This window comes from Chryseobacterium sp. MEBOG06 (assembly GCF_021869765.1).
Classification (GTDB): domain Bacteria; phylum Bacteroidota; class Bacteroidia; order Flavobacteriales; family Weeksellaceae; genus Chryseobacterium.
This window is the reverse complement of record NZ_CP084580.1, coordinates 2242778-2263836: the sequence shown is the minus strand read 5'-3', so window position 1 is coordinate 2263836 and position 21059 is coordinate 2242778. Positions and strand designations below refer to the sequence as shown.

Here is a 21059-nt window from a genome sequence, read left to right as displayed (position 1 = left end):
CTATAATCCACGGTTCACCATCTCTGAACAGTTTTCAGCTTCCCTGTTTTTTATGGTGTAGTTTTATTGTTTTCTCTATTTAGCAATATATAAGCTCCATGGGTTCCGGAACGGGGAGAGTGATCAGGGTGGTTAACTGGAGGTAGTTTTTATGATCGTTTTATGAGATTATTTGTGTTTATACTCTTTTTGGATATTATCAAATCTCGTTATGACTTCATTAATTTCATCCTCATTTAAATTTCCATCAATAAAATCATCAAGTATATTCGATAGAGGTTTTATGCAGTAACTTTTTAGTGGCTCTGAAGACTTCCCCTTTTTGAAGACTTAAAAAAACGTTAGTGACAACGGTATGTCAGGGCATAAAAAAAGACTGTCCTTTTGAGACAGTCCTATTATTATAAATCCGGACATTCAAGCGTATTAGTATCTCAATAAAACTGAGGAACCGGACTACCTGGATAATGATAGGAATGCATTCCCGGAGGACAAGTTTTCACACCTCCCTGCACACTTTTAATTTCTCTCTGGAAATCTTCTTTGAATTTTTCATGGTATTTAGTTTTAGTTATGAGTTAAATATAGAGACAAATCTTCATATTATAATTTAACAAAAAATAGTTACCATAAATATGAGAATCAATAAAAAGGTCTACCTATTATAATTTTCATCAATATTTTAACAATCTTACAATTCAGAAATAAAAAAACGTATGCCATTCCTGACATACGTTTATATGATTTTATAAGATTACTTTTACTTCCAGCCACCGCCTAAAGCCTGATAAAGCTCTACAGCAGCTTTCATTTTGCTGTATCGGGCATTGGAGATATTAAGTTCTGCATTCAATGAGTTAACACTTGCATTTAATACTTCAAGATAGTTTGCCATTCCATAGTTTACCAATTCCTGAGAATAGTCAACGGATTTTTTATAGGCATCCAGTTCATTTTCTTTTAATTCAATAAAAGAATCCTGTACCGAGAATACTCTGATGGCATCAGAAACTTCTTTTCCAGCAGTAAGAACGGTTTTTCTAAAGTTTAAATAAGCTGTTTCCTGATTAGCAAGACTTACATCATAGTTCGTCTTAATCTGTCTTTTGTTTAAAATAGGCTGTGCTAATCCGGCCACTACATTGGCAAATAATGAATTCACACTGAAAAGGTGATCAATATCTACAGACTGTAATCCTCCACTTCCAGTAAGTTTCAGGGTCGGATAAAACTGGGCCTTGGCAGCATTCGTTAATTCAAAAGTATTCATCAGATTATATTCTGCTCTCATTACATCCGGACGGTTAGCTAATAACTGCGCAGGGTAACCAAGTTTCAAATCAATTGGAAGTTTTTGACTTTCTAATGTAGATCTTTCAATAGCATGAGACGGCTCCCCCATCAAAAGACTCATTGTATTTTCAAGCAATTGAATCTGGGTATCAATGTCAATCAGCAGAGATTTTGCATTGAAAACAAGTGCTGCACTCTGCTGTACTGCTACTTCTGTAACGGTACCTGAAATTTTTAAAGCTTTGGTAGTTTCCAGATTCTTCTCGCGTACGGCAATGGTTTCTGAAATAATCTTCTTCTGTGAGTCAAATGTCAACAGCTGATAATAAGCCGAAGCAATAGAAGAAACAAGGCTGCTTTTTACTGCTTTGTGTGCTGCAACTGTCCCTAAATAAGTGGCTAGCTGTGCTTTTTCCTGTGCTTTCAGTTTACCCCAGATATCTGCTTCCCATCCAATACTCGCCGTAATGTCGTACTGGTTCACATAACGTCTCGATCCGATAATCTGCCCAAACTGGGTGTTAATAGACTGAGTCTGGAATGTATAATTAGGTCCTATAGAAAGTGTAGGCTGATAGGCTGCTTTACTTTGCTTAAGATAAGCTTCTGCGGAACCGATACTTTGCAGAGCAATTCTGATATCTAAGTTGTTGTCTAAAGCTTTAGAAATATGTCCCTGCAGTATTGGATCGGTAAAAATCTCTTTCCATGAGATATCAGCCATATTGGTACTGTCAGAAGGAAGCATATCTGTGCGGAAAAGCTTTTCGTCCACAACGTCTTTCGGTCTTTCATATTCTTTTCTCGCCATACAGGACGAGATAGCTCCGAGTATGAAAACTGAAAAAGTGATTCCTTTTATGATGTTTAATAAACTCTTCATTATTTAAAATTAGAAGTTAGAATCCAGAAATTAGAAGTTAGTTTTAGTTTGGTAACTAAGCCTAACTTCTAAGATGTGAATCATTATTTTTTATTCAGCTAAATTGATTTCTTCTTTTTTGATAGGTTTAATTTTTTCCTGTAGTGTTTCAAAGATCACATACAGAACAGGAATTACAAATAACCCTAAAATAGTTCCTATCAATAGCCCGATTGCGGCACCCGTAGCAATAGATCTGTTACCTACTGCCCCGATTCCACTTGCCAGAACTAACGGCAGTAAACCGAAGATAAAGGCGAAAGATGTCATTAGAATAGGTCTTACTCTGGCTTTAGCGGCATTGATGGCTGACATTACAATCGTTTCACCATGATGTCTTCTCTGAACAGCAAATTCGACAATAAGAATTGCATTTTTCGCCAGTAGTCCCACAAGCATGATCAGGGCGATCTGGAAATAAATATTATTTTCCAATCCCATAATTTTCTGTCCGAAGTAAGCTCCCATTACCCCAAGAGGAAGAGAGATAATAACGATCAACGGAAGAATATAACTTTCATACTGTGCAGAAAGGATAAAATAAACGAAGATCAAACTAAGCCCAAAAATAAGAAGCGTCTGAGATCCTGAATTTAATTCTTCTCTGGTTAACCCGGTAAATTCTACTGCGTAGTTTTGATTAAGGGTTTCATTGGCTACCTGCTGCACAGCGGTAATGGCATCCCCGGAACTGTACCCTTCAGAGTTTGCTCCCGTTACCTTCACTGAGGTAAACAGGTTATAACGGCTTACAGATTGTGGTCCGTATGCTTTGGTAAGGGTTACAAACTGCGAGATCGGCGACATTACTCCTGAACCCGTTCTTACATAAAGCTCGTTCAGGTTATCAATACTTTTTCTATTATCCGGAAGAGCCTGAACCATTACTCTGAACTGCTTTCCGTATTTCGTAAAGTCAGCAGTATAGATTCCTCCTATATACCCCTGCATCGTAGCAAGGATATCACTTACGGAAACTCCAAGCTGCTTTGCTAACGGAACATTGATGTCCATTTGATACTGGGGATATTTTGTATTGAATGAAGTCTGAGCAAACTGAATCTCCGGTCTCTGCATCAGCTTACCGATGAACTCATTGGTTTTATTATCCAGATCAGCATATTCTCCACCTGATTTGTCCAGCAATACCATTTCAAAACCAGCACTGTTACCAAATCCCGGTACACTTGGCGGCTGAAAGAATACAACTTTGGCATCAGGAACGGCCCCTACAATTCCAAATAATCTTTTGGTAATATCATCAGAAGTCTGTCCATCTTTTTTCCTTTCTTCGAATGGTTTTAGTTTAATAAAGGCAAGACCATTATTACTCCCATTTCCGGATAAGAATCCTCTACCTGTAGAAATCGTTACGTTCTGTACTCCCGGAACTTTCAATGCTTTGGCCTGAAGTGTTTTCAAGGTGTTGTAAGTTCTTTCCATAGAAGCTCCCGGAGGAAGCTGAACATCTGTAAAGATAATCCCTCTGTCTTCTGTAGGTACAAACCCTTTCTTCATACTGCTGCTTGCCCAGAATAAGATCCCTCCGGTAACAGCGAAAATAATCAGGGTTACCCATTTATGTCTTAACAGGAATACAAATCCTCTTCCGTAACGTTCAGTAGTTGTTTTAAAAGCGATATTAAATTTATAGAAAAACTTCTGTAGCAGGTTTAAGTTCTTATATTCTGTATGATGCTCTTCGTGAGGTTTTAAGAATAATGAACATAAAACAGGGCTCAACGTTAATGCATTAATAGCAGAAATGATAATCGCTATAATCAGCGTAATACCAAACTGTTGGTAGAACACCCCTGTAGGACCCGTAATAAACGTCACCGGGATAAATACCGCAGCCATTACCAAAGTAATAGAAATAATAGCCCCTGTAATCTCATCCATCGCTTCTACAGTTGCTTTTTTGGCATCTGAAATACCATGCTCCATCTTAGCGTGAACGGCCTCGACGACGACGATGGCATCATCCACCACAATCCCGATGGCAAGTACCAATGCAAATAAAGTAAGTAAGTTTAATGAATATCCAAAAAGATTCAGGAAGAAAAACGCTCCTACAATAGATACAGGAACCGCAATGGCCGGAATCAGTGTAGATCTGAAATCCTGAAGGAATATATATACTACAATGAATACCAGGATAAATGCTTCAATAAGGGTATGTACCACTTTTTCAATGGAAGCATCAAGGAATTCATTGGTATCAAAGTTGAATGTATATTTGATTCCCTTAGGGAAAGTACTTTCTGCTGATTTCAGATAAGTTTTGATATTTTTAATAATTTCCTGGGCATTGGAACCTGGCGTCTGGAAGATCCCCATACTGATGGAGGGTGAATTTCCGTTCTCCCCGATTCCTGTATATGACTGACCTGCCAGCTCCACTTTGGCTACATCTTTCAGCATCAGGTTTTGTCCGTTTGCAAGAGATTTGATGATGATATTATCATACTGCTCTTTGTCGTTGAATTTACCTACATACTTAATGATATATTCAAAAGAACTTCCGCTGTTCTGGCCAATAGAACCTGCAGCGGCTTCTCTACTCTGCTCATTGATCGCATTGGTAACATCGGTAGGTGTTACTCCGTAAGCGGCCATTTTTGCGGGATCCAGCCAGATTCTCATCGAGTAGTTTTTACCTCCGAAAACGTTGGCATCTCCTACTCCATTTACCCTTTTCAGGTTTGGAATAATGTTGATATTTAAGAAGTTCTGAAGATACACATCGTCAAGGTCCTTATTTTCGGAATAGAACGACATATACATCAGGGCACTGGTCTGTTGTTTTTGAGTTACAACACCGGAACGTGTTACTTCAGAAGGTAACAGAGGCGTTGCTCTGGCAACACGGTTCTGTACGTTTACTGCTGCAATATCCGGGTCAATTCCCTGTTTGAAGAAAACCTGGATTTGGGCAGAACCGTCATTTCCTGCAGAAGAAGTGATATAATCCATTCCTTCCACCCCGTTGATCTGCTCTTCCAGAGGAACTACCACACTTTTCATTACAGTTTCCGCATTGGCCCCTGTATAGTTCGCTGTAACACTTACTGTGGGAGGTGCAATGTCCGGATACTGCGTAACCGGTAACGAGATCAGTCCCAGCACACCGAGAATCACAATCAAAATTGAGATTACCGTGGATAAAACCGGTCTGTTAATAAAGTTTTTTATCATTAGAATTTCGGTTTTATTGATTGAACAAGACTATCCATTTTGATTGGCTTCGGCTTCACTGCTGTTCCCGGTTTCAGTCCTCCGATACCAGCTGCAATGATGACTTCACCTTTGTTAACTCCAGATTTTACAAGAGCCATATTATCAATTCTGTCAATCACATTAATCACAACATTCTTGGCCGTATCTTTTTCTACTTTGTATACGTAAACAATACCTTGCTGCTCATAAGTAGCGCTTTCAGGAACTACCAATACATTATCATAATGCTGAGGGAATCTGATGGTTCCACTGTTACCATTGCTTAATAATTTCTGAGCGTTGGAGAAGGCAACTCTGAACTGAATGGTCCCTGTGGTAGGGTCGATCTGCCCGGTAATAGCTTCAATTCTGCCCTTTTCTGGATACATGCTTCCATTGGCCAGCTGAAGCTCCACCATTGGTAAGTTTTTGATCTTCTCAGGCATAGAAGCTCCCGGAGATTTTTCAAGGAAATTAAAATACTCTTTTTCATTCATCGCGAAGTACGCAAAGATCTGAGAGGTATCAGAAATGGTTGTCAAAGGAGTCTGATCCGACGGCCCAACCAAACTTCCTACTTTTAACGGAAGTCTTCCGATCACTCCTGAAATAGGGGCACGGATAATAGAATATTCGATGTTGGCTTCTACCCCTTTATAATTGGCTTCTGCCTGTCTTTTAGCTGCATTGGCCTGTTGAAGCTGAGCCTGAGCCTGAGCAAGATTAGCCTGAGCAGTCTGCAGCTGTACGTTACTGATAATATTTTTCTGAACCAGAGGTTTGAGTTTGTTTACTTCAACCTGAGCAGCATTTACAGAAGCCTGAGCAGCGGCAATTGTAGACTCGGCGGCACCAATACCTGCCTTGGAAGCGGCTGCATTTTCATTCAGAATATTGGTTTCCAGACGGAACAGGGGCTGTCCTTTTGATACATATTGTCCTTCATCTACCAATACCTGAGTAATATACCCCTGTATTTTTGCACGTACATCATTGTTTACCCTGCCCTGGATGGTAGCCGGAAACGTCTGATAACCTACTATATTTTTTGACTCCACAGAAACCACAGGAAATGGCTTTGCACCATCCTGTTTCGGAGCTTCTTTTTTGCAGGCAGTCAGTGAAAACGCTGCAATAGAAAGTATAACTAGCTTATTATTCATTTTATAGTTTATTAAGAGATTCCTGAATATTTTCTATGTTTTTGTTTAAGAGTGTTTTGTAATGTTCTATTCTTTCGTTGTATCCATCGTCTTTACTTTTTTTAAAGTTGTCTAAATCATCTAGTAGTTTTAATTCGTCCTGCATTTTTTGAACTATTTTCTCGAATCGTATTTTCTTGTATTCATCATTGAGGAAAAAATACCGTTTCCGCTCATCCATTTTGTTGTGATCTATAATAAGTTCCGCATTAAGTAACAGCGAAATACTTGTAGAAACAGAGCTTTTACTTGCTGAAAGCACTTCCACAAACTCATCAAAAGTAATTCCTACTTTCTCATAATCAAAAAGAAGGTAGGAATAGATTTTCGAGGCTAATGGGGGTAGGTTGAAAATGGTGCCATAGAATTTTACAGCATCCTGAAATATTTTTTCATCAACTTCTATACTTTGGTGCATAATATAAAAATTTCAGCAAATGTAAATATTAGTTCGGAACCAAACGAACAAACTTGATAGAGATTATAAATACAGGGTGTTTTAAAAATTCAATGAGAATAGATTTAACTTTTTGCTCAAATTATAATCTTCTCAAAAGCTTTCCTCATTCCCCCGGCCAGAAGAACTTCTCCACAATAGGAATATCCTTTACCTTCAAGGATTTTGAGCATAGCCATATTATCATGATTAGTATCTACTTTTACACTCTGGATTCCATGGGATCTGGTAAAGTCTTCAATATGGTCAAAAAGTTTTTTCACCATTCCCTGCCCTGCAAATTTCTCATCTACAGCCACTCTGTGAACCACCACAAATTCTCCGTTGCTCAGCCAGGTTCCTTCAATTTTGCTGTAAGCCGGCTCGTCATTTAAAATCAGTGCTGCATACACTGCAATTTCGTCATCTACACAAAGAACATATCCGAATCCTTTAGCGATATCACTTTCTACTGTCTCAAGGTTAGGATAGCCATTCTGCCATTGTGTACTTCCATCCTGTCTTCTTCTTTCAATAGACTGCTGGATAATTCCCCAAATAATGTCTCTGTCTTCAATTTCCGTTTTTCTCAGTTTGATTTCTGAATTCATTTTATTATTATGTGCTAAAAAGTTGATCAAGAGTTTAAAAGATTGATAAATTCACAAAGCCAGAAACCTGCTAAAGACCAGAATCATTAAAAGCAAGTGCTGCCCCTTCTATTTATTTAATCTTTTTAATCTCTTAATTGTTAAGATTATATGATTAATTAAAAAAACCGAAAACTAATTAAAATTAATTTTCGGTTCGAAGTAGTAAAATTTAAAATTATGAAATTGTTTTATTAATTTTCATTTTGTTGAAGATAAGCATCTATAATTTCAAATGCTTTTTTTTCATCTTCCAGATCTACCATTACTTTCAGCGATGTCGCTGTAGGTGTGGTAGTGAATGTAAGATAATTGTTCTCAACGGTGTTTGTAATTTGTGCATCATCCAATTTAGACTTAACCAACTGAATTTCTGAAGGGTTATCACTTTCATAAACCGATACTCTCGTGCTTCTTTCCATATTCTAATTGTTTGAATATCTAAAAATACAATATTTCGTTGAGAATTACAAATCTTTTCGGGTTAAATTTTATTAATATTGTCTTCAATCTTATCTAATGCCAATTGAATTTCTTCTTTGGTAACGTTCAGGTGGGGTCTGAAACGCAGGGTCTGATCTCCACATGGAAGAATGATCAAACCATCCTTGAAAAGCTCATTCATCAGAAGGTTTCTCTGTGCTCCTGATGGAAGGTCAATAGCACACATTAAACCTCTTCCTCTTGCATTGGAAATTTTTTCAGGATATTTTTCAGCTAAAGCTTTAAGGCTTTCCAACAGATAATTACCTACTACTCTTGCATTTTCTACAAGATTTTCTTTTTCAATGACTTCCATTACCAACTGGAAACGAAGCATATCTATAAAGTTCCCTCCAAATGTAGAGTTGATCCTGGAGCTTTCTCTGAACACGTTATTCGGAACTTCGTCAAACTTTTCTTTGTTGGCCAACACTCCGCAAACCTGCGCTTTTTTACCGAACGAAATAATGTCCGGCTTTGCAGTGAAATGCTGGAAGGCCCACATTTTTCCTGTAATGGCAATCCCTGTCTGCACTTCGTCGAAGATTAATAAGATTTCATTATCATCACAGATTTTTCTTAGGCCCACTAAAAATTCATCTCTGAAATGGTTGTCTCCTCCTTCTGCCTGAATAGGTTCTATGATGATACACGCTACCTTGTCCGGGTTCATCAAAATAGCTTCCTCAATCTGTAATAGAGCAAGGTTTTCATTCTTGATGGTTTCTTCAAGATTTTCTTCTGTGATAGGGAATGTCAGTTTTGGATTTAAAATTCTTGGCCATTCAAACATGGGAAAATACTGGTATTTTCTTGGATCTGAAGTATTGGTAAGGCTTAAAGTATATCCACTTCTTCCATGGAAAGCCTGTTTGAAGTGAATACAAATTCCGGCTTCTGTCTGAAGTCCTTTTTCAAAATTTTTGCGGGTTTTCCAGTCGAAGCATGCTTTCATTGCATTTTCAACGCCCAGAGCTCCACCTTCGATAAAGAAAGCATATTGTAATTCTTCAGGGATAACTACTCTTTCAAATACCTCTAAAAAATGAGCATATTCTTCTGAGTAAACGTCTGCCAAAGTGGGTTTGTTAACTGCCATTCTTCCCAGCCATTCTGATCTTTCTAGAAGATAAGGGTGATTGTATCCAATGGAAGCAGATGCGAACATAGAGAACATATCCAGATATTCTCTATCAGTAAGTTTGTCGTAAAGCCATGATCCGTGAGATTTTTCAATATCCATCACGAAATCAAAACCGTCTGCCAAAACGTGTTTTCCTACTGTTTCTTTTACTTTATTTACTTTTATATCTAATGTTTGTTCCATAATAAATTGTTGTGTGATTTAATAAGCGAATGATTAAACGGCCTGGTGAATGAGCCATTTAATCATTCAGGTTATTAATTTTTATTGTTTTTTTTTGAATGCTTAAACCAATTTTTTTACAAATCAAACTTAATCCCTTGTGCTAAAGGAAGTTGAGCTGTATAATTTATAGTATTGGTTTGTCTTCTCATATAGTATTTCCAGGCGTCTGATCCAGATTCTCTTCCTCCTCCGGTTTCTTTTTCTCCACCGAAAGCACCACCGATTTCAGCACCGGAAGTTCCGATATTGACGTTGGCAATACCGCAGTCTGAACCTGCATGAGATAAGAACAGTTCGGCTTCTCTTAAATTCTGGGTCATGATTGCAGAAGAAAGTCCTTGCGGAACATCATTCTGAATAGCAATAGCTTCTTCCAGCGTTTTGTATTTGATCAGATATAAAATGGGTGCAAAAGTTTCGTGTTGTACGATTTCGTAAGAGTTTTTCACCTCTGCAACGCAAGGTTTTACATAGCAGCCTGATTCATATTCTTTTCCGCTTAAAACACCACCTTCAACAGCGAACTTTCCGCCTTCTTTTTTACATTTTTTAATAGCTTCTGCATATTGGTTTACAGCATCTACATCGATCAAAGGACCTACATGGTTCGTTTCGTCCAATGGATTACCTATTTTCAGCTGTCCGTAAGCTTTTACCAATCTTGTTTTTATTTCTTCATAAACGCTTTCATGGATGATCAGCCTTCTGGTTGAGGTACATCTCTGTCCGGCAGTTCCCACGGCCCCGAATACGGCTCCGATGATAGACATGTCGATATCAGCTTCTTTTGTAATGATAATCGCATTGTTTCCTCCCAACTCAAGAATAGATTTTCCGAATCTTTCTGCAACTTTAGAAGAAACCATTCTTCCTACTCTTGTAGAACCGGTGAATGATACCAGCGCTACTCTTTTATCATCAACCAGCTTTTGTCCTATTTCATGGTCAGATACCAATACACTGGAAATTCCTTCAGGAAGATTATTTTCCTTTAAAACTTCAGTCATAATATTTTGACATGCAATGGCACAAAGTGGTGTTTTTTCTGATGGCTTCCAGATGGTAACGTTACCACAGATCCATGCTAAAGCGGTGTTCCATGACCAAACTGCTACCGGAAAGTTGAATGCAGTAATGATTCCCACTACGCCAAGCGGATGATACTGCTCGTACATTCTGTGGCCCGGTCTTTCTGAATGCATAGTGTACCCCTGAAGCTGCCTGGAAAGTCCCACTGCAAAATCACAGATATCAATCATCTCCTGAACTTCACCCAGCCCCTCCTGTAATGATTTACCCATTTCATAAGAAACAAGTTTTCCAAGGTCATCCTTATATTCTCTTAGTTTTAACCCAAGCTGTCTTACGATCTCACCTCTTTTGGGAGCCGGAATCAGCCTGAATTCCTGAAATGCTTTTTGAGCCGTTTCAATTACTTTGTCATAATCACTTTCTCCGGAAGTTTTTACTTTAGCGATCAGCTTTCCATCCACAGGAGAGATGCTTTCTATCATCTTTCCCGAAGCGAAATATTTCCCGCCTGCTGAGGTACCTTTGTTTTCTTCTTTAATACCTAAGTTTTTCAGTGTTTTCTCAATTCCGAAATCCTTTACTTTTTTTGACATAAAATCTTACTTTTCGTTCTCTCTAAAGATAAAAATATTATGCGAACCTCAAAACTTTAATTTTTAACGTGCTTTTTATTTGGACTAATTATAAACATGCTTATCTTTGCAGTGTAATCTTTTTGATATTGACCAATGGAAAATTCACAAGAAAATAACTCAAAGTTTAAAAAGTGGTTTAAGCGAGTGGGATGGGCAGGATTAGCTTTCTTTACGATTAAAGGCTTAATATGGCTCGTAATATTCTACTTTGGAGCAGACACCCTTCAGAGTTGTATAAAATAAAAAAGCAGAGAAAAATTTCTCTGCTTTCTTTTGTACTAAAGTTGACTGAATTGTTATTTTTTCATTAAGACGTTTAAAAAACACCTGTTTTTTATCTTTTCTGTAATCTGAAAACCGGCAAGAACTGAATGTTTTCATTTGTTTATTGACCAAAAAGCGGTTTTTCAAGCCTTAAAATTTGTTTTCCTAATTCTCTTTTTTCTTTCTCCCTGAATTGATGAGGCTCTCATGCAGCAGATATTCAATCTGTCCATTCACACTTCTGAATTCATCACCTGCCCATTTTTCAAGTAGTTTGTACGTCGACTCATCTATTCTTATTACAAAGGATTTTTTGCCTTTGCTTTCTGAAGAGCTTTGAGCTTTTTCTGATTTCATTCTCTCAATTTCTTTAAAATGATTATCCGTTTATTTTAAAGTAGAGAAAGTCTACCATAAAATTTTAATTATTAATTTTCCACTTTTAGTTATAAAGTGTTCCTGCATTTAATATTGGAGTTGCCGCTTTTTCACCACACAAAACAACCATTAAATTGCTTACCATTGCTGCTTTTCTTTCATCATCAAGCTCAACGATATTATCTTCGGAAAGTTTTTTCAAGGCAAGGTCTACCATTCCCACGGCTCCTTCTACGATCTTTGTTCTTGCTGCAACAATGGCTGTCGCCTGCTGTCTCTGAAGCATAGCTCCTGCAATTTCTGATGCATAGGCCAAATGAGAAATTCGGGCTTCCTGAATCACAATTCCGGCTTTTGAAAGACGGTCTGTAAGCTCCTGCTCCAAAATAGAGTTGATTTTATCTCCTCCTTCTCTCAGAGTGATCGGAGCATGGTCATCTTCTAGGTTATCATAAGGAAAGCTCATAGCCAGATGACGCACTGCTGCTTCACTCTGCATTTTCACAAAGTCAGAATAACGTTCCACATCAAAAGCGGCCTTATACGTATCTCCTACTTTCCATACAATGACCACTGCAATTTCAATAGGATTTCCCATTTTGTCATTTACTTTCAAAGTCTGGCCCTGCAGGTTCTCGGAACGTAAAGATATTTTCTGTGATGAATACAAAGGGTTGATAAAGAACAAACCGTTCTCTTTTACACTTCCTACATATTTCCCAAAGAAGTTCAGTACTCTGGAGTGGTTAGGCTGAATAATCATTAATCCCTTCAGGAAAAAACATGAGGTAAGAAAGCAAAGCATTGCTAAAACGACGAAAGTAATACTTTGATCTACTCCGCTTATGAAGAAATAAACAGCAGCTACAAACAAGATGAGACAAATCACTAATGTCACATAACCGGACATAGGTTTTAAGATTTTTTCCATATAAATTTAGTTTTTAATTTGATATTATTTTGATATCATAAAGATGACAATAAATTTTGAATTATAAGGGATTAATTATGATTTTTTTTGATGCGTCCTGGAATGTAGGTTTAATGGTGTGAAATACGGATAAGCAGTATGGAAATAAAAATTGTTTTGAACTTTCCCGTCAAAAAAAGACAACCCAATCATTAAAGTACGGAAAGCCATAAGGAAGTTATCAGATGACAAGATACTTTTGGGAAATTTTAAATTTAAAGACTATGAAAAAATTAACGTTATCAGCGGCAATGACGATTACAGGATTGATGTTTGGGCAAATCACACTAGACAAAAATTTTGTTTCTGAAAATCTGCAAGTTTACACCAATGCTGATGAAACATTTTATTATTCGGTAGGATACGGTATGAATGAGGTAAAAATTTATAAAGCAGATTACTCTATTTACAAACAGTTTACTCCAACTGTGCCAAGTGGGTATAACATGTTTATAGATCAGTACAATAATAATTTTATATTATCTAAAAGTATTTTTAATACTGATAGTAAATTGGAAATCATTATCACATTTGAAAAATATAATCCTGCCACATCAGAAAGAGAATACATTATAAAAATTTACAATGAAGACGGAAATATAATACATGAGTTTGGTCCAAATTATAAATTCAGTGATGAATATGATATTAACATTTATCATGACAACATCAGCAATATCAATAAACTAAGATTATTCAACCAAAATACAAATTCAACTGAAATTTATGTTTTGCCAACAACTTTGCTTTCCGCAAAAGAAATTCAGTCAAAAGCCAAACTTTCCGCTTTTCCAAACCCTGCGAATAAGATTTTAAATATAATAAATCCCGGAAAAGGGTCCAATACAATAGAAATTTATGACGGTGCTGGAAAAATTATTTTAACTCAACATTTTAATATGTCAGACAGCAGAATTTCAATTAATGTTGAAAACCTTCCTGTCGGAACTTACTTTTATCAGATAGGTGTAATGCGGTCTAAATTTATTAAGAACTAGCCTATTATTGCTTTTTGTATTTACAAAAAAATCCCGGAAAATGAATTTCCGGGATTTTGCTTTTTATATGCTGGATGTTTTATTTCTTCGTTAATGCCTTAAACTTGAAATAAGAAACGGCTGACAAGGCAATCATGGTGCCTATTCCTATGTATACCCATGCTGGTACCGGTACCGGATCTCCTGCTGCATAAGAGTGAAGTCCGCTCAGGTAGTAGTTTACTCCAAAGTAAGTCATTACCATTGAGCAGAAAGCAAACATTGTTGCTACATGGAATGCCCACCTGCTTCTAAGTCCCGGAACTAATCTCATGTGAAGTACAAAAGCATATACCATGATCGAGATGAAAGCCCAGGTTTCTTTCGGGTCCCAGCTCCAGTATCTACCCCATGATTCATTGGCCCAGATACCTCCTAAGAAGTTCCCTACCGTTAAAGCAAAAAGACCGATTGTTAATGACATTTCAGAAACGATTACCAATTCTTTCAAAGTCGTATCGTGGTGTATCTTGTAAGTTCCTTTATTTGAAATAATATAGAATACCAGAGAGATGACCGCAATAATCATGGACAAGGCAAAGAATCCGTAACTGGACGTAATGATCGCCACGTGTACAATCAGCCAATAAGACTTCAATACAGGTACAAGCGGTGTAATCTGCGGATCAAGAGCTGAACCTCCATGTGCAAATCCCATCATAATTACCGCCACCATAAATCCGGCTGCAGGAATTAATGCATTGGCATTTCTGTAAAGGATCAGACCTGCTGTAATACCTACCCATGAGATAAATATAATAGCTTCATAACCATTACTCCAAGGAGCGTGCCCTGAAATATACCATCTTGCTACAAGTCCTAAGAAATGACATAAATATCCAATTAAACCAATGGCAATAATTACTTTAATTGCTTTAGTTAATACTTTATTTGATTTAAATAATTCAACAAATCCTAAGACAAGAAGAAGTCCACCAATAATCGTGTAGAAAATCAACAATTTGAAGTTGATATCTGCTTTATTCATGAATACTTCAAGATCTACTTTAGATTTTGCAGGAACTACTGCTTTCCCCCATTTCTGCTGATAGTCTGAAAGTTTTGCCAATTCTGCATCTGCTTTGCTCCAGTCTCCTGTTTTCTGAGCGGCAAGTGCTTCTGCAAAATAAGGTCCCATTACCTGCTGAGACTCCATATCCGGTTCAAATTTCTGATCCAGCCATGAATGCCAAGTGTGGTTAGCATCATTCTTCACAGGAACGATTCTCATAAACTGGCCACTGAAAAACTCGTTAAAGATCTGTACTCTTTCGTTCACAGCAATTACTTCTTTATCATAGTTAGTCTGTTCAGCCGGTTTTTTACGGAATGCGGTGTTATAATCATGCTCTAAAATATACGCAAGATTACCGTTTGCATCTGCAGGGAAAAGGTTCATCAGAGAAGTATATCCGTCTTCGTCAGCCTTGGTTTTATTTTTCAGTTCATCACCTCCTTTAGGACCAACTTTGATCATTGGAACCATTGTCCAGCTTGGTGTATCTGTATTGATTGAAAGGAACCATTGGTTGGCAGTAAGATATTTTCCGTCTGTCCCTTTGAATTTGTCTTTCTTGTATAGTTTTCTTAAAACATCCAATGCTTCGGTATTGATAGGAACAATTCTTCCTTCAAAACTTTGTACTAAAAGATACCCGAATTTATCTGCATGTTCTTCGCTGATTTTATTTCTCGCAATGATTTCATCCGGAGAAATAGATCTCATTTTACCCATCGGAGTTGCCAATGAGTTCTGCTTTGGAGCACCACCATCAAGAGGCTGAGCGTGAGTATGTGCGTCACCTTCTACATGAACGTGTTCTCTGCTTCCGTCTGTTGTACCGTGTGTCTCAATTTTCTGCGCATTCAAACCTAAACTTAAGAATAGCAGTAGAATAGCAGCAGCTTTTCCTTTTTTCTTGTTAACATCACTCAACATTTTATTTAATTTCCAGAAATGAGTTCCTTTCCAGAAGAAGATCACAAACATTCCTAAGAACAGAAGTCCATACCCGATATAGGAAATTAAAGTTCCCCAGTAGTCGTGGTTTACAGAAAGTACTGTTCCCATTCTGTCCGGATCAAAGCTTGACTGGAAGAAACGGTACCCTTTATGGTTTAGAACGTGGTTCATATAAATTTTATAAGGAGTTTCTTTACCTTCGTCAATGATTTTCACATGACTTTCATAAGCACTTGGAGATGAACTTCCCGGATACGTTTCCATTACAAAGTCATCAAGTTTTAAAGCAAATGGAGTATTATAGACTTTAGGTCCGTATCCTACCATGATGTTCAGTCCATCCATCGTAACCTGCTTGTAAGCATTTGGATTTCCTTTTTCAACAGAAAGATCAACCAGTTGCTTTGTTTTTGGCCCCTGAAGCTCAATCTGAAGCATATCCGGAACATTAGCATCTTTCTTTCTGTCTCCTTCAATAGCCATCAGTCTTCCTTTTTTAAGACCTTCAGGTACTACCAGCTTCAGTTCGTTAATGCTATATAAACTTCTCAATGCCAACGGTTGGAATTCATCCTTCGTTGTATTTCCCGTTGCCTGCGTTGCCATAGTCATATAGCTTGCGTCTACCGGAGTTTTGATGAATAATTTTCCACCTTCATTTTTGAATTCAACCGCACCTTCAATGGCTCTGTTGAATGTCACCAATGTTCCGTTGATGGATTTTGTTTCGCCCGGTTTGATATAAATGTTCTGTCTTCCTGTATTTCCTGTAGAAACAAGGTGAAGATACTCCGCTCCATTCGGTTCAGCAACCAAGCTGTCTTTTTTTCTTTGAATGTATTCTTTAGCGGTTACTTTCACTTCTTTCCCGTGAAAGTCATAGGTTGCCTTAAAATCTTTATGCAGTGGAGACATCATATAAGAAACATCCTGATAGTTAAGAACATCTCCTTTTTCTTCGACCTGAATCTTAAAAAAGTTTTTATCCGTCACAATTTCATTGGAGGTTTCTCCTTCTCTGATGTGCATGGTACCTTCGAAACTGATGTATCTGGTAATGGCACCACCAATAAAGATAAAAATAAAGGCAAGGTGAAAAACCAGGACCGGCCATTTGTCTTTTTTCCATAGTCTGTATCTGCCGATATTTCCTATGAAGTTAAGAATAAGCAGGACCATGATCAGTTCGAACCATTTGGCCTCATAAATTAACGCTTTTGCTGTAGGAGTTCCGTAGTCGTTTTCTAAGAACGTTGCATAAGCCATTGCAAATGCATAAACCAGTAACAATACAGCCATTGTTCTGGTTGAGATAAGAATATCTTGGAGCTTCTTCATGTTTTATTGTACTTGACATGCAAAAATAAGCATGATAAACCATAAAGAGCTTAAAAAAAGCTGTTTTTTGTCATTTTGGCCCCGGTTTTGCTTATTTTGAAACATTCTTAATAAGCTCAGGAACATTAGGAAAAATTCAATTTTTAAAATTGAAAAAATAGAGATTTATAATACCTATATCCGTAATTGAAGGCTTCTATTTCATTAGTTAAAAAACAACAATATAAACAAGCCCCCTGGTTAAATAAGTTTTTTTCTTATTTTACTTAAAAACTCATGAGTGATCCCTAAATAAGAGGCAACCTGCTGCTGTGTAAGCCTTTGTTCCAGACCAGGATATTTTTCTAAAAATTCCAGATAACGTTTATCAGCTGTTTTGCCCGTCAGAGAAAGAATTCTTCTTTGGAGAGCGACTGATGACTGCTGATTCATAATTCTGAAAAGCTTTTCTACCTGGGGCATAGTTTCATACAGAATATCTTTATCTTTTTTTGAAATCATCATTACCTCACTGTCCTTGAGTGCTTCAATATTCAATGTGGAAGGAACGTTATTGATCAGGCTGTCTATATCTGTAATCCACCACCCTTCTACTGCAAAATACAAGGTCTGCTCAAATCCCTTTTCGTTAAGGTAAAAAATTTTAAAACAGCCACTCAGAACAAATCCTTCAAAAAGGCAGTGACTGCCTTCTCTTAGAACTATATCTTTCTTTTTAAATCGCACATGCTTAAATGGTGCTTCAAACCTTTTGAAATCTTCTTCAGAAAGATCAATGTACCTGCTGATATTTTTATAAAGTAAACTAGACATGATTCTGTTTAAACAAAATAAAGATACCAATATTATTGATATCCTTATGCTTCTGTGTCACGTTAAAGCTATTTTCCACTAATGAAGTCATTGGTACTGACGATATGGGCGTAAAGATTTCCTAAGGCAGAAATTCCCGCTAAAAAGGATCGCTGAACTTCCTGTGCTCTCACTATCTGGCCATCGAGTTCCCTGTCTATTGTTGCTGTGGCATCCCCGATAATTGTATTACTGAAACCATAGTCAAAAGCAGCTCTTGTGGTAGATTCTACACAAACATCCGTCATCATGCCGGCGATCACCAGATTTTTAACATTTTTTGAATAAAGGTATTCCAGAAGATCTGTTTCTCTGAAACTATTAGGAAAGTGCTTTGTTATAATTTTTTCATCTTTTTGCGGAGACACCAAAGCACTGATTTTCACTCCGGAGGTATCAGGAAGAAAAAATGTGGCTCCCTCATTGGTTGAAACATGCATTATATGAATCACCTGAAGATTATTTTTTCTAAAATATTCTAAAATCCGTTTTGTATTTTGTCCGGCCTTTTCAGCTCCGTGAAGTTCCATTTTCCCTCCCGGGAAGTAGTCATTTTGTACGTCGATAATTAATAATGCGGTGTTTTCCATTTTTCCTTTTTGTTGTGCGTTAATTGATAATAATGAAATTGAGGTTAGCATTACAGCCAGAATGTTTTTTAATTTATTTCTCATTTCTAAAATTTTACAGAACAAAATTACTGACCCTCAATTTCCTGACCTTTGAACTAGTTCAAAAAAACCAGAAGATTTTCTTCCGGTTTTTATTATGTTGCTGACGGTCGGTCTCTTATTTCCAATAGCTCCATTTCAATCCATCAAATACAGCCATAGATTTACTTATGGTATCATAACAGATCATTCCCGGATATGGACTTTTAACGTTAATGTGCGGATTTGCTATTTTAGGTAAAACAAGTGCTTTGCTGAATGATTCAAGCACCAAAATTCCGGGAGCTGCTGTTGTTGAAGCCCCCATAATAATTCTGTTCTGCCCGGGAATCTCCCCATTTGTATTGAAAAAAGCACCAGCCAAAGCCCCCGGATCACTCAGCGGAACCCACACGGATTCTACGTTCATTTTCACTACTTTATCATTTTTATCCATCAGCAGCGTTCCTGCCGAAGCATTGATAGGAAGTGTTTCTACAATCGGCAATAAAATCCCTTTTGTACCATTGGACGGAAAATCCAAAAGTCCATCTCCCTCAGCCTGGCTTTTTTCAATAGCAACCTGAGCAGATAGTGCCACTACAGAAAACAATGTTATGGTTGTAATTATCTTTTTCATATTTTGTATTTTTAATCATTACAGGATCTGACGATGCAGTTCCAGGCTGTTCCATTATATAGTTTAAAGCATTTATCTGCCGTATCATAGATCAACATCCCTTCAACAGGCAGAGCAATACTTCCCGAAGTGGTTCTGGTAATAACCATTCCTTTGTCCTTTGATTCTAAAGCTAAAAATCCATTAGGAATATTTCCCGGCCAACCGTTTTGCAGATTGGTATATCCTGAGATCCCTACTTTTGTAAAGCCATCTGGAGTTCCCGCTGCCGGATCTTTAGTACAATATGCCTGAAGATTAGTCCCGAATGTGAAATATTGGCTGTTTGGAAATGAATAATTAAATACCGCCTTACCATTTACAAAACTTGCTTCTGAAATCATTTGTACATTCTGCGTAAATGCAGCATCATCCGCTGTCATCATAAAGACCTTATCCGTAGGTGCTATTTCAGTATAGCCTGAAAGATCAGCCTGCAACCAGACAGATCCGGTATCATTTGTTTTTTGCGCCAGCCAGGTCCTTTGAATAATCTTTCCCGAAGCCACCCCAAAATTGACCAGGGGAAGTGCCTGAATATTATTATCTCCTATCAACAAGAATGTTTTATCCTGAAGAAAAGCGGCTCTGCCGGCATCAGCATTTGCTGAGACAAAATCATTAGTTGTAGCCAGTGTAAGCATGATATTATTTTCGCTATTAATACTGTTACTCACTTTTTGGTTCAATACCGACATATCGTCTTTTGCGATTCCAAAAATATTATTGTTAAAAATGGCATTAAGACTGGAATCCCAGGTAATGCTTTGATCAGACCCAAGGTAGTTTTGTGGCTGCCGTAAAGTAACCCCATACTTAACGGCAAGATAAGAATTGACCCTCTGTCTTTCTACAGCTGTCTGGGTCTCTGAATATAAAATAAACTCTCCAATTCTGTCTCCTGCCAAAGAAGTAGAACCGGAACCGCCGTCATTGTCCATTAAAAGAACCATTCCCGGATAATTATTAACAGAAGAGACATTATTTGATGGTCCACCATAGGTAAAACCATTATTATCAAAAAAATATTTTATGTCTCCGCTTACGTTGCTGTTATAGTAAGATTGTATACTTGGAGTCTCAGTTTCTACCGTATTGATCACATCTGTGCCGAAAAATACGTCACCTGATTCTTTTTCATTATAAAATTCCGGGCGGTTTGTTTTTGTTCCAAAGAAAGGGGACTGCCACACTCCTGCAACTGCGGTAGGGTTTGAACTTTGAGCCGTACCATTCATTACAAAAACGGTTCTGTAGGTTGCTGATGCTATTCTGGAAAGATGCGTATACGAAGTCAGGGACTTTGTTGAATTATCAGGAAAACCAGATGGGAATTTATATCCGGACCTATAGCCGTTGGTACTTACAATTTGTATGGCGGGATTAAAGTTAAAACCTGGAATAGATCCTGCTGAGCGATAAACCGGCCTGTCTGCTATCCCCGGATCAGCATAATAACCTGGCATTCCCTGATTGGCAATTCCATTTACGCCACCGGTTTTTTGATTCTCCCATATAGGGACTTGTGTATTGTCTGTTGTTGTGCCAGTACCCGCATCGGCTTTTACCCATATCTGCAAATTGGCGGAAACACCACCGGGAGATTGCGCCCACAGAGTACAATTACACAACAAGAATACAAAGAATAACTGCTTTCTCATTGATGTATTTTTAATGTTGTTGTCTA

Annotated in this window: 16 protein-coding genes; 1 reads left to right on the top strand and 15 read right to left on the bottom strand. The window is 37.6% G+C overall.

The genetic code is table 11. The features are described from left to right. Positions 1-760: 760 nt before the first annotated feature. The 10 genes from LF887_RS10350 to LF887_RS10305 all read right to left on the bottom strand — a co-directional run bounded on the left by LF887_RS10350 (position 761) and on the right by LF887_RS10305 (position 12814). Positions 761-2176, bottom strand: a complete 1416-nt coding sequence (locus tag LF887_RS10350; protein ID WP_236859111.1) for an efflux transporter outer membrane subunit — start codon at positions 2174-2176, stop codon at positions 761-763. Positions 2177-2266: 90 nt separating this feature from the next. After that, on the bottom strand, positions 2267-5413 hold the full coding sequence (locus LF887_RS10345) for an efflux RND transporter permease subunit (RefSeq protein WP_236859110.1): 3147 nt from the start codon (positions 5411-5413) through the stop codon (positions 2267-2269). Further along, a complete protein-coding gene (locus tag LF887_RS10340) occupies positions 5413-6597 on the bottom strand; it encodes an efflux RND transporter periplasmic adaptor subunit (RefSeq protein WP_236859109.1) in 1185 nt (394 codons plus the stop codon). Before LF887_RS10340 ends, LF887_RS10345 begins: the two co-directional genes overlap by 1 nt. Before the next feature lies 1 nt (position 6598). Then, positions 6599-7054, bottom strand: a complete 456-nt coding sequence (locus tag LF887_RS10335) for a transcriptional regulator (RefSeq protein WP_236859108.1) — start codon at positions 7052-7054, stop codon at positions 6599-6601. 116 nt (positions 7055-7170) lie between these two features. Beyond that, positions 7171-7683, bottom strand: a complete 513-nt coding sequence (locus tag LF887_RS10330; protein ID WP_236859107.1) for a GNAT family N-acetyltransferase — start codon at positions 7681-7683, stop codon at positions 7171-7173. Positions 7684-7916: 233 nt separating this feature from the next. Further along, positions 7917-8144 carry a DUF2007 domain-containing protein gene (locus LF887_RS10325; protein ID WP_065394573.1) on the bottom strand — a complete coding sequence of 76 codons (228 nt, stop codon included), beginning with the start codon at positions 8142-8144 and terminating at the stop codon, positions 7917-7919. 62 nt (positions 8145-8206) lie between these two features. Further along, on the bottom strand, positions 8207-9532 hold the full coding sequence (gene lat / locus LF887_RS10320) for an L-lysine 6-transaminase (protein ID WP_236859106.1): 1326 nt from the start codon (positions 9530-9532) through the stop codon (positions 8207-8209). A 116-nt stretch (positions 9533-9648) separates the two neighbouring features. Next, on the bottom strand, positions 9649-11199 hold the full coding sequence (locus LF887_RS10315; RefSeq protein WP_236859105.1) for an aldehyde dehydrogenase family protein: 1551 nt from the start codon (positions 11197-11199) through the stop codon (positions 9649-9651). Between the two features lie 471 nt (positions 11200-11670). Further along, positions 11671-11862, bottom strand: a complete 192-nt coding sequence (locus LF887_RS10310; protein WP_236859104.1) for an Arc family DNA binding domain-containing protein — start codon at positions 11860-11862, stop codon at positions 11671-11673. Positions 11863-11947: 85 nt separating this feature from the next. Next, a complete protein-coding gene (locus LF887_RS10305; protein ID WP_236859103.1) occupies positions 11948-12814 on the bottom strand; it encodes an SPFH domain-containing protein in 867 nt (288 codons plus the stop codon). A 263-nt stretch (positions 12815-13077) separates the two neighbouring features. Here LF887_RS10305 and LF887_RS10300 point away from each other — a divergent pair, with 263 nt between their 5' ends. Next, positions 13078-13851 carry a T9SS type A sorting domain-containing protein gene (locus LF887_RS10300; RefSeq protein WP_236859102.1) on the top strand — a complete coding sequence of 258 codons (774 nt, stop codon included), beginning with the start codon at positions 13078-13080 and terminating at the stop codon, positions 13849-13851. A 79-nt stretch (positions 13852-13930) separates the two neighbouring features. Here the strand turns inward: LF887_RS10300 and ccsA are convergent, their stop codons facing one another. From ccsA to LF887_RS10275, 5 genes are all read right to left on the bottom strand, one after another. Then, positions 13931-17191: a cytochrome c biogenesis protein CcsA gene (gene ccsA / locus LF887_RS10295; protein WP_236859101.1), complete on the bottom strand. Its 3261-nt coding sequence runs from the start codon at positions 17189-17191 to the stop codon at positions 13931-13933. A 240-nt stretch (positions 17192-17431) separates the two neighbouring features. Beyond that, entirely contained in the window at positions 17432-18004 is a 573-nt protein-coding gene (locus tag LF887_RS10290; protein ID WP_236859100.1) for a Crp/Fnr family transcriptional regulator, read from the bottom strand. A gap of 68 nt (positions 18005-18072) precedes the next feature. Beyond that, positions 18073-18717, bottom strand: a complete 645-nt coding sequence (locus LF887_RS10285; protein WP_236859099.1) for a cysteine hydrolase family protein — start codon at positions 18715-18717, stop codon at positions 18073-18075. A gap of 115 nt (positions 18718-18832) precedes the next feature. After that, complete coding sequence (locus LF887_RS10280; RefSeq protein ID WP_236859098.1) at positions 18833-19333, bottom strand: hypothetical protein; 501 nt, start codon at positions 19331-19333, stop codon at positions 18833-18835. An 11-nt stretch (positions 19334-19344) separates the two neighbouring features. Then, positions 19345-21033, bottom strand: coding sequence for a hypothetical protein (locus LF887_RS10275; protein WP_236859097.1), 1689 nt, complete (start codon positions 21031-21033; stop codon positions 19345-19347). Positions 21034-21059: the final 26 nt, after the last annotated feature.

Coding starts and splice junctions, on each gene's coding strand:
- LF887_RS10335 (WP_236859108.1), bottom strand. CDS start 7,054: ATGCACCAAAGTATAGAAGTTGATGAAAAAATATTTCAGGATGCTGTA.
- LF887_RS10345 (WP_236859110.1), bottom strand. CDS start 5,413: ATGATAAAAAACTTTATTAACAGACCGGTTTTATCCACGGTAATCTCA.
- LF887_RS10305 (WP_236859103.1), bottom strand. CDS start 12,814: ATGGAAAAAATCTTAAAACCTATGTCCGGTTATGTGACATTAGTGATT.
- LF887_RS10350 (WP_236859111.1), bottom strand. CDS start 2,176: ATGAAGAGTTTATTAAACATCATAAAAGGAATCACTTTTTCAGTTTTC.
- LF887_RS10280 (WP_236859098.1), bottom strand. CDS start 19,333: ATGAAAAAGATAATTACAACCATAACATTGTTTTCTGTAGTGGCACTA.
- LF887_RS10300 (WP_236859102.1), top strand. CDS start 13,078: ATGAAAAAATTAACGTTATCAGCGGCAATGACGATTACAGGATTGATG.
- LF887_RS10285 (WP_236859099.1), bottom strand. CDS start 18,717: ATGAGAAATAAATTAAAAAACATTCTGGCTGTAATGCTAACCTCAATT.
- LF887_RS10275 (WP_236859097.1), bottom strand. CDS start 21,033: ATGAGAAAGCAGTTATTCTTTGTATTCTTGTTGTGTAATTGTACTCTG.
- LF887_RS10315 (WP_236859105.1), bottom strand. CDS start 11,199: ATGTCAAAAAAAGTAAAGGATTTCGGAATTGAGAAAACACTGAAAAAC.
- LF887_RS10340 (WP_236859109.1), bottom strand. CDS start 6,597: ATGAATAATAAGCTAGTTATACTTTCTATTGCAGCGTTTTCACTGACT.
- lat (WP_236859106.1), bottom strand. CDS start 9,532: ATGGAACAAACATTAGATATAAAAGTAAATAAAGTAAAAGAAACAGTA.
- LF887_RS10310 (WP_236859104.1), bottom strand. CDS start 11,862: ATGAAATCAGAAAAAGCTCAAAGCTCTTCAGAAAGCAAAGGCAAAAAA.
- LF887_RS10330 (WP_236859107.1), bottom strand. CDS start 7,683: ATGAATTCAGAAATCAAACTGAGAAAAACGGAAATTGAAGACAGAGAC.
- LF887_RS10325 (WP_065394573.1), bottom strand. CDS start 8,144: ATGGAAAGAAGCACGAGAGTATCGGTTTATGAAAGTGATAACCCTTCA.
- LF887_RS10290 (WP_236859100.1), bottom strand. CDS start 18,004: ATGTCTAGTTTACTTTATAAAAATATCAGCAGGTACATTGATCTTTCT.
- ccsA (WP_236859101.1), bottom strand. CDS start 17,191: ATGAAGAAGCTCCAAGATATTCTTATCTCAACCAGAACAATGGCTGTA.